Consider the following 16,396-nt stretch of genomic DNA (forward strand, 5'->3'; position numbering starts at 1 on the left):
GCGATGCCGACCGCCCGGAATTCAGCAGCGTTCTAGCCGCACGCGCTCACCGGCCTTGCGCTTCGCGTGCCCGGTGCCGGAACAGACAGATCAATTCGCTCGCCACGTGTGCCGCCGCGAGCGCGGTAATGTCCGCATGGTCGTATGCAGGCGCCACTTCGACTACGTCTGCGCCCACCATATCGATCGACGTCAGCCCGCGAATGATCGACAACGCCTGCGCCGTGGAGAGACCGCCGGGTACGGGTGTGCCGGTACCCGGCGCGAACGCCGGATCCAGACCGTCGACGTCGAACGTGAAATAGGCGGGCCGCTCGCCGACAATTTCGACAATCTTCTGGACCGTCGCCTTGACGCCGTATTCGTGCACCCACGGTGCGTCGAGCACGTGGACGCCCATGAAGTCGTCATTCCACGTGCGTATGCCGACTTGCACGGAGTGCTCTGGATCGATGAGTCCCTCCTTCACAGCCTTGTAGAACATCGAGCCGTGGTTGAGGCTGTCCGGTTGATCGTCGGGCCACGTGTCGCAATGTGCGTCGAAATGGATCAACGACAACGGCTCGCCATACTTCTGCGCATGAGCCACGAGCAACGGGTAGCTGATGTAGTGATCACCGCCCAGCGTCAGCATTTTCGAACCCGCGGCGAGTATGGCGTGGGCGTGGGCAACAATGGCCTCCTTGACGGTGGACGGATTGTGCACGTCCAGCCAGCAATCGCCGTAGTCGATCACCGCGTAGTCGTCGAACGGATTGATACCCCACGGATAAGGCAGCAATACGCCGAGCTGACTGCTCGCGGCACGAATCGCGCGTGGGCCGAGCCGCGCGCCAGGGCGATTCGTCGTGGCGATATCGAGCGGCACGCCGGTGATCGCGAGGTCGATGCCGGTCAGGTCCTTCGTGTACAGGCGACGCATGAACGACACGACACCCGCGTACGTGTTCTCTTTCGAAGAGCCATACGGCGACTCGCGGCGAATTGCGCCGTCGCCGCGCAAGACTTGCTGCTTTTCCATTATGTATCTCGCCGTTGTGTGTCGGCGCCGCGAATGACGGCGCGTGTCAGATGCCCAATGCGCATCCGTCCTTGCGGTGATCGGAAGCACCGATCAGCGTGCCGGCATCCCAATCGATGCGGATGGCCTGCGCGCCGCCAATCGCCCAGTTCGGCGCAACCAGTTCCACACCACGTCGCGTCAACGCCTCGCGCACCGCAGCCGGCAACGTGCTTTCGGCTTCCACCAGACGCGTGCCGGGCCGTGGGAACAGGCGCGGCAGGTCCATGGCCGTCTGCATGTCGAGGCCATAGTCGAGCACCTTCGACAGAAAATGCGCATGCCCCATTGCCTGATAGTGGCCACCCATCACGCCGAACGTCATCTGCACCTTGCCGTCGCGCGTCACCATGCCGGGGATGATGGTGTGCATGGGCCTTGCATGCGGGGCAATCGCATTCGGGTGCCCAGCCTCCATCGAGAAGCTCTGCCCGCGGTTGTGCAGTATGACGCCGGTTTCGGGCGCCATGATGCCGCTGCCGAACGGATGAAACAGCGAATTGATGAAGCTCGCGCAGTTGCGTTCTTTGTCGACCACGCAGATATAGACCGTGTCCTTGTGTTCGGCGGGCTTTACAAGCGGCCTGTCGTGCACGGCGTCGCCTGCGCCGACACGCGCGCGCAACGCACTGATGGATGCATCGGACAGCAGTTCGTCCACGTCCATCTGCCGGCTACGCGGATCGGCCAGCAGCGCATCGCGCAGTGCATAGGCCACACGCGTTGCTTCGATTTCGCGGTGCAGCCGTTCGGCGCCGAGCGGATCGTCGTTGGCTTCGAACTGTTCGAGCATCTTCAGAATCAACAGTGCGACGATGCCCTGCCCGTTCGGCGGACATTCGTGCACCTCGTAGCCGCGAAAGCTCGCCTTGATGGGCTTGACGTATTCGCCGTGAAACTTCGCGAAGTCGCTCATCGTGTGAAGGCCGCCCATGCTGCGCAAACGCGCAACGATATCTTCGGCGATGGACCCTTCGTAAAAGGCTCGCGCGCCGGACTGAGCGATCGCCTCAAACGTGCGGGCAAGCAGCGGTTGACGGTGCACGGTACCGGCACGCGGCGACTCGCCGTCTATCAACATGTGACGCCGGCTCGTTTCGTCCAGCAACAACAACTGCGCCTGATGCGCCCAGTCCGCAGCCGCGCGCGGTGCGACTGCATAACCGTCTTGCGCCAGCTTGATGGCCGGTGCGAGCAGTTCAGAGAGCGGCAGCGAACCGTGATCGCGCGCCAGTGTGGCCCACGCATCCACGGCGCCAGGCACCGTTACCGCATGCGGCGAATGGCGCTCGATAGTAGACACGCCCAGCGCACGAAGCGACTCCACGCTGGCCGCTGCCGGCGCCCAGCCCGAACCGTTGAAGCCGACGATGTCGTCGCTGCCGCGCCGCGAATAAAGCGCGAAGCAGTCACCGCCTATCCCGGTTGACCCCGGTTCCACGACGCATTGCACGGCGCACGCGGCAATTGCGGCGTCCATCGCGTTGCCGCCTGCTTCGAGAATCCTGACTGCGGCCAGCGTGGAAGCAGGATGCGAAGTCGCGGCCATTCCTTCCGTGGACATGACGAGCGAGCGGCCCGGCTGTTCGAAATCCCTCATGTATCCCCCAAACTCAGCGATGAGCCAGCGACCGCCGCCACGCGAGCGTATCGTCCAGCGCTTTCTTCGAACCGTCGAACATCTGGTCGATCTGATCGTGCGTGATGATGAGCGGCGGACAGAAGTTGAACGTGTCGCCCAGCGCGCGCGTAATCACGCCATGCGTGAGCGCGCGCGCGCCCGCATACGTCGCCACCCCTTCGGAAGGCGGGAACGGCTCCTTCGTCTCTTTGTTTGCGACCAGCTCGACGGCCGCAAGCAGCCCCGCACCCCGCGCCTCGCCGACGAGGGGATGCGTGCCAAGCTCGGCGAGGCGCTGCTGGAAATGCGGCATCACGCTGCGTACGTGTTCGAGAACGCCGTCTTCTTCGTAGATGCGTAGCGTCTCCAGAGCAACGGCGGCACACACCGGGTGGCCGCTATACGTGAAACCGTGGCCGAAGGTACCGATCTTCTCGCTTTCCGAAACGAGCCCGCGATAGATCGCATCGTTCACCATCAGCGCGGAAATGGGCAGGTAGCCGGCCGAAAGCTGCTTGGCCATCACGATCATGTCGGGACGCATGCCGTACGTCTGCGAGCCGAACATGTTGCCTGTGCGGCCAAAGCCGCAAATAACCTCGTCGGCCACGAGCAGAATGTCGTAGCGCTTCAGGACCGCCTGAATCTTCTCCATGTACGTGGCGGGCGGAACGATCACGCCGCCGGACGCCATGATGGGCTCCGCGAAGAACGCTGCGATCGTTTCGGGGCCCTCTTTCAGGATCAATTGCTCAAGCGACTCGGCGCAGCGCGTCGCGAACTGCTCCTCGGTTTCGCCCGGATTCGCGTAGCGATAGTAGTGCGGGCAGTCCGCGTGCAATATGCGGTCAATGGGCAGATCGAAGTCGCGGTGGTTATTCGGCAAACCCGTGAGGCTTGCCGATGCGATCGTCACACCATGATAGGCACGCACTCGCGAAATGATCTTCTTCTTGTTCGGTCGTCCGATCGCATTGTTGTAATACCAGATCAGCTTGACCGCAGTGTCGTTGGCCTCCGATCCCGAATTCGCGAAGAACACCTTCGACATGGGCACCGGCGCCATGGAGATCAGTTTCTCGGCAAGCAGGATGGAAGGTTCCGACGATTTGTGTCCAAACGCGTGATAGAACGGCAGCTTTCTCATCTGCCTGTCCGCCGCATCGGCGAGCCGTTGCTCGCTAAAACCCAGCGACGCACAGAACAGCCCGCTCAGTGCTTCGATATAGCGCTTGCCTTCCGTGTCGTAGACGTAGACACCTTCGCCACGGTCGATCACCATCGGGCCAACGTCACGATGCAGGCTGAGATTCGTATAGGGGTGAAGATAATGATCAATGTCGTTCTGTTTCAGGTTTTGCATGGGATCTTCCCGGTGTCGTCTCTTCCACGAATGAATGACTGTGTGTTTGCCGCCCGCCGTGCTACTTCACTGCGCCGGACAGGAACTTCTGCAGACGCCCGCTTTTCGGTGTCTTCAATATTTCGCGCGGATGCCCTTCTTCCTCCACCACGCCCTGATGCAGGAACATGACGTGATTCGACACCTCGCGCGCAAAACCCATTTCGTGCGTGACCACGATCATCGTGCGGCCCTCTTCCGCGAGGTCGCGCATCACCTTCAGCACGTCGCCCACGAGTTCGGGGTCGAGCGCTGACGTCGGCTCGTCGAACAGCAATGCCTCCGGCTCCATCGCAAGCGCGCGGGCAATTGCGACGCGCTGCTGTTGCCCGCCGGACAAATGGGCCGGATAGGCATTTGCAAAGCGCGACATTCCTACCTGTTCGAGATAGCGCTTCGCACGTTCGGTGGCCTCCGCCTTGCTGAGTTTCAAAACGTGCCGCGGTGCTTCGACGACGTTCTCCAGCACCGTCATGTGCGCCCACAAATTGAAGTGCTGAAACACCATCGCGAGCTTGGTGCGCATCTTGCGCAATTGCGCCGGGTCTGAAATGCGGATCTGGCCATTCCTGTCCATGGAGGTTCGCACCTCGCCGCCACTCAACGTCACGCGGCCCGATGAAGGCGATTCCAGAAAGTTGATGCACCGCAGGAGCGTGCTCTTGCCCGAACCGGACGAGCCGATCACGCTGATCACGTCGCCCTGCTTCGCGGCCAACGAAACTCCTTTCAATACTTCGTTTTCGCCGTACCGCTTGTGAAGATTCTCGACAGATAGTGCGTTCATGTGAGGTGGCTCTAGCCTCTGGCCAGTTTGATAAACGGTTGTGCCCGCAGATGCGCGAGGTATCTGCGTTCGGTCAGTCGGATCAGGAACGTGAAGAGGGTGGTGAGCCCGAAATAGACGGTCCCGACGGAAATGAACGCCTCGAACGGCGCGTAATAGTTCGCGTAGAAATCGCGTGCGGCACCTGTCAGGTCGATCAGCGTAATGGCGCTCACCAGCGACGTGCCGTGCAGCAACAGAATGATTTCGTTGCTGTAAACCGGAATGAACCTGCGCAACGCAGAGGGCAGCAGAATGCGGCGCCACGCCGTCACCCGGCTCATGCCGTAGGCCTGCGCGGCTTCTATTTCTCCGTATGGCGTCGTCCTGATGGCGCCCGCGAGAATCTCCACCGTGTACGCACAGGTGTTCGCAGTGAGCGCGATCATGGCGCAGCTGAATGGGTCGCGCAGCAGCAACAGCACCGGATTGCCGCGTTGCCACCCGTCCTGCACCCACTGGAATTGACCGAACCCGTAGTAGACGATCATGAGCTGCGCAAGCAACGGCGTGCCGCGCATGAACCATGTATACGCCGCCACCGCTCCGCTCGCGAGACGGTTGGGCGACACACGCAACACTGCAAGCGGAATGGCGATCAGGAGACCGAGCGCCAGCGAGTACACCGTCAGTTGAATGGTGACCCAAAGACCGTTTGCGTAGGCGGCAACCAGTGGAGCCATTTCTTCGTAGTTCATCGGTGCAGACTCCCTTCACGCACGCCCCGGTTCAATCGCACACGTGTTCTTGCGAGGCACGCGGTGGAACCCGACGTCACCAGCAGATAGACGGCGCATGCAGCGAGATAGAACGTCATGGGCGCCTGGGTCGTGCGGCCGGCCTGGTCCGCGATGAACATGACGTCCTGCAAACCGATCAGCGATGCAATGGCAGTGGTCTTCAACAGCACGAGCCAGTTGTTGAGTGCCGCGGGCAACGCGAGGCGCACCATCTGCGGAAACAGAATGCGGCGAAACGCGAGCCATCTGGAAAAACCGTATGCGCGGGCGGCCTCCATCTGACCGGCCGGTACGCCGAGAATCGCGCCGCGAAACGTCTCGGTGTAGTAGGCACCGAAGATGAAACCGATGGTGAGCACCGCGGTCGCGAAGGCGTTGACGTCTGGCGCGTGAAGGCCGAAAGCGGCCGCAATCCGGTTCAGAACGATCTGGCCGCCGTAGAACACCAGCAGCATCATGACGAACTCGGGCACGCCGCGAATCAGCGTCGTGTAGGCCGTGGCCACGGAGACCAGAAAACGCGATGGCGACAGCTTGGCCATTGCCCCCGCCATTCCCACGCAAATGGCCAGCACGACGGAGAGCAGCGCGAGCACGAGCGTTACCTCGGCGCCTCTCAGCAATGCAGGTAGATATCTCTGCAGCTCTGACATGACTTTCCTTCAGCCCCTCTCAGGACCACGCGTGTCGAACATGCCGGCGGCCTTCACGCCGCCGGCTTCGAGACGGTCAATAAATGTCGAAATCGAAGTACTTCTTCTCGATCGACTGATAGACACCGTTGGCGCGAATGGCGTTGATCGCCTGGTTCAATTGCACGCGCAGATCGTCGTCGGACTTGCGGACCGGAATGCCGTAGCCCTCGCCCAACAGCGTCTTCTGCTCGGGCGTCGTCCCGACAATGGGCGCGCCGACGAACTTGAAGTTGGCACCCTCGGGCTTCGTGAGGAACGCCGAGTACGCAGCGGTTGCATCCTGCAAAGCGGCGTCGATGCGACCGGAGCGCAGATCGAGATACACCTCGTCCTGCGTCGGATAGCGGACCAGTTGGACGCCGTTCTGCACCCAGTACGCGGTTGCATACTTGTCCGCCAGCGTGCCGCGCTGCACCCCGACGCGTTTGCCTTTGAGTTCAGCCAGCGTCGCATCCTTGATCGGGCTGTTCTTCGCGACGACGAGCCGGCGCGGCGTGTTGTAGTACTTCTCGGTGAACGCCACTTTCTGCTTGCGTTCTGCGGTAATCGCGACGGACGCGACGATCGCGTCGATTTTGTCCGCCAGCAGCGCCGGAATCAGGCCGTCCCAGCTAATCTGCACCAGCGTGCAGTTCGCGTGCATCTGCGCACACAGCGCGTGAATCATGTCGATGTCGAATCCAACGGGCGTGCCGTCCGGCTGCATCGACGAGAACGGCGGGTAAGCGCCCTCGAAGCCGATGCGGATGTCCTTCCACTCCCTGGCGTGAACGTTCGTTGCGCCCAGCACGAAAGCCATGAGCAGTAGAAATTTCTTCATACCTCGCTTCATATCGATACCCCAGAAAAGATCGCTTTTGAAATGACTGCGGGTTTAAAGCCACACCTTGAAAATCATATTTCTGTAGCACTTCTTATCAATTTTGACGAAAGCCTTTCAGGCTTTGCGAAGAGATTCAGTTCCCGGTGGTCATCCACCGGCGCAGGGCGGGCACGGTCGCTTCGATGTGCTCCCGCACGGCCGATTCGAGCATCAGTGGATCGCCCGCCTTGATAGCGCTGATGAGCGTCATATGTTCGTCGCGCGACGTCATCGGTTTGTCATCCAGGCCCAGCCATAGCCGCATGTGTGGCTCCACCACTGCATGCAGACCCGCGATTTGCGCGACGAGACGCTGACGGCCGCATAGCTGGCAAAGGTACTCGTGGAAACTGCGGTGGACAGTGACCCACTGCTGGACGTCGGACTCGACGCGCTCCATCGCATCGATCAGTCGCGCGAGTTCGGCAATGTGCTCAGGCGTGATCTTCGGCAATGCCATGCGCGCGGCCAGTCCTTCAAGCACGCCGCGCATGCCAAACACTTCTTCCATCTCGTCCGCATCGAGGCCGCGCACGACCGCACCGCGATTCGGCCGAATGACGACCAGGCCTTCGCTTGCAAGCCGGCGAAACGCCTCGCGCACCGGCATGCGGCTCGTTTTGATTTCCGCGGCGATCTCTTCGGGAACGAGCCGGTCGCCGGCCTTGAACGTACCCATACGAATGCGGTAAAGCACATATGCGTAAGCCTCTTCCTCCGCCGTAGCAGGGAAACGGCCCAGCAGCGATTGGGGGCGCGTGTCCATGTTCATGGGTTGCCGCGTTGCGCGAGACGCAGCACGTCGCAGGCAACGCACCAGTGGCGGCCCACTTCTCTGCTTGCGTGGCTTGCTTGACCTGCACGTGCATGCCGTCTGCCATCTCGCCGGCTATCGAATTGCTTCATGAAAGTATTTTGTAATAGTGGATATTTGTATCTATGGATGCACTATAAGTCGCCAAAAATCGTGTCGAGTAGGGGATATCCCTGATGATCCCTGGTGAAGACGGAGATGGGGGAGCGGCGCGCCGGCATGGCATCGCCCCGGAGAGGCGGCCGGCACGCGGTGAATCTTTACTGCTGTGGCGGCCGCCCGTCGCCCTCATTCAAACCGGACACAATAAACAGGCGGCAAATGTGCCGAAACCAGTTGCCAGCTTTCGCCGCCATCGCCGGATGTCCATAGCGATCCCGTTGTCGACCCCATCGCGAGCTGTGTGCCGGAGTCGTCTACCGCGAGCCCGTGCCGATATACGAGGTCATACGCCGGTGCGACCGGCAACCCGTTCGAGAAACGCTCGAACGTGCGGCCGCCGTCGCGGGTGCGTGTGACGACGAACCGGCCGTCCACCGGGATCCGGCACTCGTCTTTCACTGCGGGCACGAACCAGGCGGTGTCCGGCTCCCGCGGATGCACGGCCACTGCGAAGCCGAAGCTCGACGGCTGCGCTTCGATGCGCTGCCAGTGCGCCGCGCCGTCGGTCGAGCGGAAGATTGCGCAGTGATGCTGTGCCCAGAGCGCCTCGGGGTTCGCCGCGCATTGCACGACGCGGTGCGGGTCTTGCACGTTGGCCTCGCCGCGCCGCTCCGGCGGCATGTAGTCGGCCTCCATGCCCTCGGCAGTGGGGTGCCAGGTCGCGCCGCCGTCGGCGGTTTGCCAGACGCCGCCGCACGACACACCGACTGTCACGTGGCGACTGTCGCGCGGATCGACCATGACGGAGTGAATCCCCGGAGCGTCATAGCCGCCTCCGAACCATTCGCGGCGCTCCGGCCGATCCCACAGCGCGCGGTTGAGCACCCACGTGTCGCCATGATCGTCGGAACGGAAAAGCCCGCCTGGAATCGTGCCGGCCCACAAGACGCCCGGCTCGTCCGGACCGCCCGTTTCCAGCGACCAGATTTGCTGAAGCGTCCAGGCAGGGGCCGGCGGGCTGGGCGTCGCGGCGCTCGCATGGTCCGCGCCGGTGTCTGCCGTCCCGCTCGCGCCGTCGCCGGTGCGCGTCTCGTCGGCAGGTTGCGGCGGGTAAACGGGGACCGCGCACGCTTCCCACCCGGCCATGCCCGCGCGCCGACGATGCAGCTTCACGCCGAAGTGGCCGAGATTGAGCGCGGCATAGAGCGATCCGTCGCGCGGATCGGGCAGCACCATACTCACCGGTTCGCCAACAAAATGCGGCTCGCCGAGACTCCAGTTGCCCTTGCCCTCAGCTTTCAGAACGAACAGACCTTTGCGGGTTGCGACAAGCAATCGATCACTCATGTCGGGTGTCTCCTGCGAGGCGGCGTCGCTGCTTCAGCGCCTGCTTTGGGTGCTCGGGTACGGATCGCTCGCTCTATCCGCCCGAGAGTGCCTGTACGACGTAGACCCGGCTTTCCTCGCCGAGCACATCGGACAGATGTTGTCGGTCGCGCACCGGCCGGCCGTCGATGAACACGGCGAGATGCCGCCGCAGTGAGCCCTGGTCGTCAAGTATGTAGCCGCGCAGCGGAGGCTGCGCCGTAAAGACGGCCTCGAGCGCTTCGCCCAGCGTGCTTGCATCGATCTCGCGCTCGGGCGTTGCGATATGCCGCTGGATCGAAGCGGCGAAGAAGATATGCGCCATGGCGGGTAGCGGCGCAGGAATGGCCGCGGCCGCTGGTTCTGTAGTTTAGGCGATCCGTTCGTTCGAAGCCGACTCACGCGTGAGCTTGTCCAACACCTGAACTGCATGTTTCAAAAGCTCGCGCTCTTCCTCATTCGTTCTCGACAGAAGCTGCATCGTCAGCCACTCCGTTCGCGCAGCCCTGTCTTTTTTAAGTTGTGCCCGGCCAGCCGGGGTCATATGCACGAGATAAGCGCGACCATCTTCGGCATCCTGCACCAGGCTCAGAAGTCCTTGATCGACCAGTTTCATCACGATCAGGCGCATGGTCTGATGCGTCACGCCCCTACCGGCCGCCAGCATCGCAATGCTGACCGGCCCCGTGCGTTCGAGAAAGCCAAGCGTTTCGTTCTGGGCATTCGACTGCGTTCCGCTCTGCTCGCGCACCGCTCGCACGAGGCGGCCTACAACGTCGCGAACCGATTCGGCGAGAAGCGCGGCACCGCGTGCAGATGCCGGCGAAGTCTTCGGAGAGGATTTACCCATATCGAAAACTTCACGCCTTCTGCAATTGCGCAATGACGGCGGCCAGCGTGTTGACGCCCCAATGCTCCACGTATTGGCCATCGCGCACGCGAACAATGTCGATGACGTCGATCGAGAGGGTGCGCCCCGTTGGCTCGATACCGAACAGCGGCCCCACATGACGACCCGTGATGGTCTTTCGCGTGGCGACCTTGTCGCCCTCGCATAGCTGGTCATGAACGTGAACCTGCATGTCTGCAAGCGCGGGACGCAATAGCGTGTCGAACGTCTTCCACATGGTCTCGGCGCCTCGCAGCGCAGCATCAGGCGCAGACCAATTAACGAAATCGGGCGCCATTAAAGCGTCGAACGATTCACGATTCCCGTCCTGGATAACTTCGCGGTTGAAGCGCATTCCTACCTGTTTGGGGTGATTCGAGTCCATGCTGGGTGCCTGTCGAGAAATAGCGGTATCGGCATACTATACAGCACAGCTGTATATATCAAGAGCGAACCGCTTTCTGCCTCCGCCCCCCGTTGGAGCCACTCAACGTTCTCGACCATGGACAGTGAGTGAGATTAGCTGCGCGCGATCTCCCTGAGAAATCTTTCGATCCGGCGATCGGGAACGATCCACATCGCTGCGACGAGCGCATACAGAAAGTAGGACGCGGCGGGTGCAACAAAGGCCAGTGCGATGCCGGCGAGGTAAAGCACGGGCGAAACCTTACCCTTCCAGTCGGCACCCAGAACCTGCCTCATCACCGACGCTTTACCCTGGGCATGCATGATCGTGATCTGGAGCACGTACCAGGCGAGCGCACTGGTGAGCAGCGATACCCCATACAGCGCCGTGGGCAGCGGCGCGAAGCCGTGTTCCCCGGCCCATGCGGTCGTAAACGGAATCAGCGAGAGAAAGAACAGCAAGCCGAGATTGGCCCAAAGGATGCCGCCCGTGACGTCCTGGATCAGGTGGGCGAAGTGATGGTGATTGTTCCAGTAAATCCCGACATAAATAAAGCTGAGAACATAGGACGTGAATGTCGGCCACAGCGCCAGCAGCGCCTGAAACGTCGCGTCGTGCGGAGCGTGCATTTCAAGCACCATGATCGTGATGATGACCGCCACGACGCCGTCGGTGAAGGCCTGCAGTCTTTCGGCTCTCATATGGAGTTCCTGAAAACGTTATTGGTGTTCATTGCCTGTCCACAAGCGAAACGCCGGGAAACCCCGGCGTCGATCTAATCCGATGAGGGGCTGGCAGACCCGGAGGTGGATGCGTGCTCGCCCAGCGTCACACTGTTCGCGAGCACTTTGATACGTTCAGCCGTGTGGTTGTCGAGCGGCGTGTACACGATCATGCCAAGATCCGGCCGACCATCGACCGAGAATGCCGAGTACTCGAGCTCGATCGGCCCCAGCTTCGGGTGCAACAGACGTTTCACGCCACCATCGGCATGGTTGTGCAGATCGTTCTCACGCCACAACGCTTCGAATTCAGGGCTTGTCCCACACAACTCATCGACGAGCTTGCCGGCCTCCGAAACGAGGCCCGCACGCGCCACGTCGGCTCTGAACGCACCCACGACAAAACGCGCGACGCTCTCCCAGTCATGCTGCACCGCCCGCACGCGCGGATTGCCGAACAGGAAACGCAAGATATTGCGTCCGTCGGGCGGCAGTGCGCCGTAGTCGGTCAGCACGACGGCGGCGGCGCGGTTCCACGCGACAACGTCCCAAACAGGATTCTTGACGATAGCGGGACTGGATTGCAGTGAATCGAGAAAGCGCTGCAGCCGAGGATTGACGTCGCGGACGGCCGGGTATCGGATTTCCGGTGGTCTGCCCAACCCGAGCATGAACAGATGTTCGCGCTCGGCGTTCGTGAGCATCAGCGCGCCGGCAATGCGTTCGAGTACGTTTGCAGAGGGCGCTCCGCCCCGCCCCTGCTCGAGCCACGTGTACCAGGTGGAACTGATGTTCGCCCGCTGCGCCACTTCCTCGCGGCGTAGACCCGGCGTGCGCCGACGCCCCGAATATCCGAAGCTCGCGGGATCGAGCCGCGTGCGGCGGTTCTTCAAGAAGTCGCCGAGCGATGTGGGCTGGGTGACCGGCATGAGATTCCTGTTAGTCGTTTTACCGGGATAACGTCACTACTTTAACGGAATAAAAAATCGACAGATAGTTCAGGAGGTCAAGACCAGAGGAGTTGACGATGCGAATCTTTTTGACGGGCGCGACCGGTTTCATCGGTTCGGCCCTCGTTCCCGAACTGATTCAGGCCGGGCACCAGGTCACCGGAATGACCCGTTCGGAAGCCGGTGCACAGGCGCTTAGAGAGGCTGGCGCCGAGCCCCACCATGGCACGCTTGAAGATGTCGAAAGCCTGAAACGCGGCGCCGCGAAGGCCGATGCCGTGATCCACCTCGCGTTCGACCACGACTTTTCACGCTTCGTTGAAAACTGCGAAAAGGACAAGCGCGCGATCGCTGCGCTCGGCTCGGTGCTGACCGGCTCGGATCGGCCGCTTCTCATCACGTCGGGTACGGGCGTGGGCATCGGTGAGCACGGCGAACTCGCGCGCGAGGACGTCTTCAACACGACCCATCCCAATCCGCGCATCGGCTCGGAGATCGCAGGAAACACCCTGCTCGACGCGGGCGTGAACGTGTCGGTGATGCGGTTGCCGCAAGTGCATGACACGCGCAAGCAAGGACTGATTTCGGTCCTGGTGGCGATCGCGCGTGAGAAAGGTGCCGTGGCCTATGTCGGCGAGGGCCGCAACCGCTGGCCGGCAGGGCATCTATCCGACGTCGTACGGCTTTATCGGCTCGCGATCGAAAAGGCGGAACGAGGCGCGCGGTATCACGCGGTGGGAGAAGAGGGTGTCAGCAGCCGCGACATCGCCGAATCGCTCGGGCGCGGCCTCAAGCTGCCTGTCGTGTCGATCGCGCCGGAGCAGGCGCAAGCCCATTTCGGCTGGATGGCCATGTTCGTCGGAATGGACATGCCGGCCTCCAGCGCGTTGACTCAGGCTCGCCTCGGTTGGCAGCCAACCGGGCCGTCGCTCATATCGGACCTGGACCAGGGGCGATATCAGTAGCTACGGCGCCAACCTGCACAGCATCCCTGTCCACCGCACCAAGGCCGATGGCCCGGGCGGGCTACGGCCTTAGTCCAGACATTCAACAGCGTCAAAGAATGCGGTTCAAGGCGTCGGCGAACCTGGCGACCGCGCCTTCGACGTCATGCAGTTTGTCGAGGCCGAACAATCCGATGCGGAAGGTCTTGAAGTCTTCGGGTTCGTCGCATTGCAGAGGAACGCCGGCTGCCACCTGCAAGCCGGCCTCCGCGAATTTCTTGCCGGATCGTATGCCGTCGTCGTCGGTGTAGCTGACCACGACACCCGGTGCCTGGAAGCCTTCGGCCGCCACGCTTTTGAAACCTTTACCAACCAGCAGCGAACGAATGCGCGCGCCGAGTTCGAGCTGCTCCGCTCTCACTTTGGCAAAGCCATACGCCTCGGTTTCCTTGATTACGTCGCGCAGTTTCGCGAGGCTGTCCGTAGGCATCGTGGCGTGATAGGCGTGCCCGCCGTTCTCATAGGCCTCCATGATCTGCAGCCATTTGCGCAGATCGCAGGCGAAGCTCGTACTGGTGGTCGCCTCGATTCTTTCGCGGGCCACCGGACCGAGCATGACCAGCGCGCAGCAAGGCGACGCGCTCCAGCCTTTTTGCGGTGCACTAATCAGGACATCCACGCCCGTGGCTTGCATGTCGACCCAGACCGCGCCAGACGCGATGCAGTCCAGCACAAACATGCCCCCCACGGCGTGCACGGCGTCGGCCACGGCGCGCAGATAGGCATCGGGCAGCAGCATGCCAGAGGCGGTTTCGACATGCGGAGCAAAGACCAGATCGGGCTTGCTTTCCCTGATCGCGGCAACCACTTCGTCGATGGGGGCAGGTGCATAGGCGGCCTGCCTTCCCGGTTCAACGGGACGCGCCTTCATCACGATCGATTCGGCGGGAATGCCTCCCATCTCGAAGATCTGCGACCAGCGGAAACTGAACCAGCCATTGCGGATGACCAGACACTTCCTGTTGGTCGCAAACTGCCGGGCCACGGCTTCCATGCCGAAGGTCCCGCTGCCCGGGACCACCACGACGGACTTCGCGTTGTAGACCCGTTTCAACGCACCGGATATGTCGCGCATGACTCCCTGGAAGCGTTGCGACATATGGTTGATAGAGCGATCGGTGTAAACGACTGAATATTCGAGGAGGCCCTCGCGGTCGACATCGGGAAGTAAACCTGGCACGCTCGCCTCCGGTAAGGAGTGGACAATACCCGCAAGTATGTCGCACTTTTTCACAGACGGCTGCGGCTTGTTGGCAGGGTTTCCATGGAGCCCTTGCCCCCTCCTCGACTTCAAAACGAGCGTGCGACGTCCACGGCAAGTGTCAGCCCACGGAATACCCACTTGATATAGATCAACCCTCTCCCGCAGAAATCATTATTCAAATTAGATCGTTTTTTTGAAACACGCGTTTAAGGTTTTGCACCTTTAATAGGGGCGCAACCGATGGGTAGATATTACTGCCCAGACGCAGCCATCCCTAATTCGCCCGGATAACAAAAAGAGTATCCGTCGACGAAATAAGCACGGAGCCGGCAGTTCAGCCTCCGTGCGGAGCAGAACCTTTCTTCAGACGACTGAGATAGAAACAAAACCACGCTGTGCTCAAGCGTTGAACGCATCCATTTTAAGCGCCGTCCTCTGCATTCTCGATTCCCCCCATCAAGAAAAAACTTCAGCGAACGTAAACGCGCTCATATCGCTATTTGAGTATTCCCGAATATCGAGCCGCACTACTTCTTGTGCCGTTCAAAGATTATCCATAACCCGATGACGCATACGCAAGATAGATTGGCCTGGCTGGCAGCCCCCCTTCTCGGATGTGCCGGCGCACTGGCTTGCCTCGCCTTTTCGTCGTTCAGCGTCGGCGGTGCCGCCGTCGGCGCGGGGCTTGCAATCGCCGGCATCGTGGCCGGCGTGCGGCAGCGAAACGCCAGCGTGCGCGTCTTGCAGCAGCTATTACGGTACTTCGATAGCCAGCGCGCGTTCAGCGACGAACTTGCGCCCGTCTGGGCCCGGCACATCGAATCGTCGCGCGCGCAGATGGAAGAAGCGATCACTGCGCTGAGCGGACGGTTCGGCGGTATCGCGTCGCGGCTCGACACCGTGCTCGGCGTTTCGACAAACCGCGACGGGACATCGGGGGGCAACGACGTCTACGCATCGAGCGAGCTCGAGTTGCAGGCCGTCGTGCAACGGCTGCGCGCGGCGGTGGACAGCAAGACCGCCATGCTCACCCAGGTGCAGGGGCTGCACGGCTTCGTCGACGAACTGCGCGACATGGTGGAAGCGATCAAGCTCGTCACCCAGCAAACGAATCTGCTTGCGATCAATGCGGCTATCGAGGCAGCGCATGCGGGCGACGTGGGGCGCGGATTCGCGACCGTTGCGCAGGAGGTTCGCGCGCTGTCGCGCAGATCGAGTGAAACGGGCGTGAGCATCGCCGCCAAGATCGAGACGATTCGGCACGCGATCGTCTCGGCATGCAACGCCGCCGAGCAGACAGCGGAGCACGATACCGTCGCCATGTCCGACTCTCAACACGCGATCGAGCAGGTCCTGGTTCGATTTCGCGAGTTCACCTCCTCGCTTGAATCGGATACCGAACTACTGCGCGGCGAGAGCCGCAGCATCAAGGCCGAAGTATACGAAGCGCTGGTCCAGTTGCAGTTTCAGGACCGCGTGAGTCAGATCATGCAGCACGTGAAGGCCAACATCGAGCGCCTTCCGTCTGTCGTCGACCAACACTGTGCGCAATACAAAGCCGGTGCTGAGATGCCGACACTCGACGCCGCGGAATTGCTCGGTGAGCTGGAGCGCACCTATGCAATGGCCGAAGAGCGTGCGCTGCATCGAGGCGACGTGCATGCCAAAACGCACGCCCAGACCCAAACGCAAGCATCAGCGTCGAACTCCGACATTACTTTCTTTTGAGGACCA

17 protein-coding genes are annotated in these 16,396 nt (G+C 61.5%); 2 read left to right on the plus strand and 15 right to left on the minus strand.

Features of this window, described 5'->3' with window-relative positions; all coding sequences use genetic code 11:
• Positions 1 to 46 precede the first annotated feature (46 nt).
• From speB to P2869_RS28185, 14 genes are all read right to left on the minus strand, one after another.
• Complete coding sequence (gene speB, locus P2869_RS28120; RefSeq protein WP_277598659.1) at positions 47 to 1,021, minus strand: agmatinase; 975 nt, start codon at positions 1,019 to 1,021, stop codon at positions 47 to 49.
• A gap of 46 nt (positions 1,022 to 1,067) precedes the next feature.
• A complete protein-coding gene (locus P2869_RS28125) occupies positions 1,068 to 2,660 on the minus strand; it encodes a gamma-glutamyltransferase family protein (RefSeq protein ID WP_277598660.1) in 1,593 nt (530 codons plus the stop codon).
• Between the two features lie 13 nt (positions 2,661 to 2,673).
• Positions 2,674 to 4,080, minus strand: coding sequence for an aspartate aminotransferase family protein (locus P2869_RS28130; RefSeq protein ID WP_267880074.1), 1,407 nt, complete (start codon positions 4,078 to 4,080; stop codon positions 2,674 to 2,676).
• A 25-nt stretch (positions 4,081 to 4,105) separates the two neighbouring features.
• The gene (locus P2869_RS28135; protein WP_026121496.1) at positions 4,106 to 4,870 is read right to left on the minus strand and encodes an ATP-binding cassette domain-containing protein; all 765 of its coding nucleotides are present in this window, start codon (positions 4,868 to 4,870) and stop codon (positions 4,106 to 4,108) included.
• An 11-nt stretch (positions 4,871 to 4,881) separates the two neighbouring features.
• Positions 4,882 to 5,607, minus strand: coding sequence for an ABC transporter permease subunit (locus P2869_RS28140; RefSeq protein WP_277598661.1), 726 nt, complete (start codon positions 5,605 to 5,607; stop codon positions 4,882 to 4,884).
• Positions 5,604 to 6,302 carry an ABC transporter permease subunit gene (locus P2869_RS28145; protein ID WP_026121495.1) on the minus strand — a complete coding sequence of 233 codons (699 nt, stop codon included), beginning with the start codon at positions 6,300 to 6,302 and terminating at the stop codon, positions 5,604 to 5,606. Before P2869_RS28145 ends, P2869_RS28140 begins: the two co-directional genes overlap by 4 nt.
• 76 nt (positions 6,303 to 6,378) lie before the next feature.
• A complete protein-coding gene (locus tag P2869_RS28150) occupies positions 6,379 to 7,164 on the minus strand; it encodes an ABC transporter substrate-binding protein (protein ID WP_277598662.1) in 786 nt (261 codons plus the stop codon).
• A gap of 136 nt (positions 7,165 to 7,300) precedes the next feature.
• Positions 7,301 to 7,978 carry a GntR family transcriptional regulator gene (locus P2869_RS28155; protein ID WP_126877001.1) on the minus strand — a complete coding sequence of 226 codons (678 nt, stop codon included), beginning with the start codon at positions 7,976 to 7,978 and terminating at the stop codon, positions 7,301 to 7,303.
• Between the two features lie 330 nt (positions 7,979 to 8,308).
• On the minus strand, positions 8,309 to 9,469 hold the full coding sequence (locus P2869_RS28160) for an exo-alpha-sialidase (RefSeq protein ID WP_277598663.1): 1,161 nt from the start codon (positions 9,467 to 9,469) through the stop codon (positions 8,309 to 8,311).
• A gap of 73 nt (positions 9,470 to 9,542) precedes the next feature.
• Positions 9,543 to 9,812: a MoaD/ThiS family protein gene (locus P2869_RS28165; protein ID WP_017775029.1), complete on the minus strand. Its 270-nt coding sequence runs from the start codon at positions 9,810 to 9,812 to the stop codon at positions 9,543 to 9,545.
• Positions 9,813 to 9,857: 45 nt separating this feature from the next.
• Positions 9,858 to 10,337, minus strand: coding sequence for a MarR family transcriptional regulator (locus tag P2869_RS28170; RefSeq protein WP_277598664.1), 480 nt, complete (start codon positions 10,335 to 10,337; stop codon positions 9,858 to 9,860).
• A gap of 10 nt (positions 10,338 to 10,347) precedes the next feature.
• Positions 10,348 to 10,761 (minus strand): ester cyclase, encoded by a 414-nt coding sequence (locus P2869_RS28175; RefSeq protein WP_277598665.1) that lies wholly within the window; start codon positions 10,759 to 10,761, stop codon positions 10,348 to 10,350.
• A gap of 134 nt (positions 10,762 to 10,895) precedes the next feature.
• On the minus strand, positions 10,896 to 11,483 hold the full coding sequence (locus P2869_RS28180; RefSeq protein WP_017775026.1) for a TMEM175 family protein: 588 nt from the start codon (positions 11,481 to 11,483) through the stop codon (positions 10,896 to 10,898).
• A 74-nt stretch (positions 11,484 to 11,557) separates the two neighbouring features.
• A complete protein-coding gene (locus tag P2869_RS28185; protein ID WP_277598666.1) occupies positions 11,558 to 12,433 on the minus strand; it encodes a helix-turn-helix transcriptional regulator in 876 nt (291 codons plus the stop codon).
• A 98-nt stretch (positions 12,434 to 12,531) separates the two neighbouring features.
• Here P2869_RS28185 and P2869_RS28190 point away from each other — a divergent pair, with 98 nt between their 5' ends.
• The gene (locus P2869_RS28190; protein WP_277598667.1) at positions 12,532 to 13,419 is read left to right on the plus strand and encodes an SDR family oxidoreductase; all 888 of its coding nucleotides are present in this window, start codon (positions 12,532 to 12,534) and stop codon (positions 13,417 to 13,419) included.
• A gap of 91 nt (positions 13,420 to 13,510) precedes the next feature.
• Here the strand turns inward: P2869_RS28190 and P2869_RS28195 are convergent, their stop codons facing one another.
• Positions 13,511 to 14,638: an aminotransferase class V-fold PLP-dependent enzyme gene (locus P2869_RS28195; protein ID WP_277599869.1), complete on the minus strand. Its 1,128-nt coding sequence runs from the start codon at positions 14,636 to 14,638 to the stop codon at positions 13,511 to 13,513.
• Positions 14,639 to 15,226: 588 nt separating this feature from the next.
• Between P2869_RS28195 and P2869_RS28200 the strand changes: the two genes are divergently transcribed.
• Positions 15,227 to 16,390, plus strand: a complete 1,164-nt coding sequence (locus P2869_RS28200; RefSeq protein WP_277598668.1) for a methyl-accepting chemotaxis protein — start codon at positions 15,227 to 15,229, stop codon at positions 16,388 to 16,390.
• The last annotated feature ends 6 nt before the right edge of the window (positions 16,391 to 16,396 follow it).

The organism is Paraburkholderia sp. SUR17, from assembly GCF_029536165.1.
Lineage (GTDB): Bacteria > Pseudomonadota > Gammaproteobacteria > Burkholderiales > Burkholderiaceae > Paraburkholderia > Paraburkholderia kururiensis.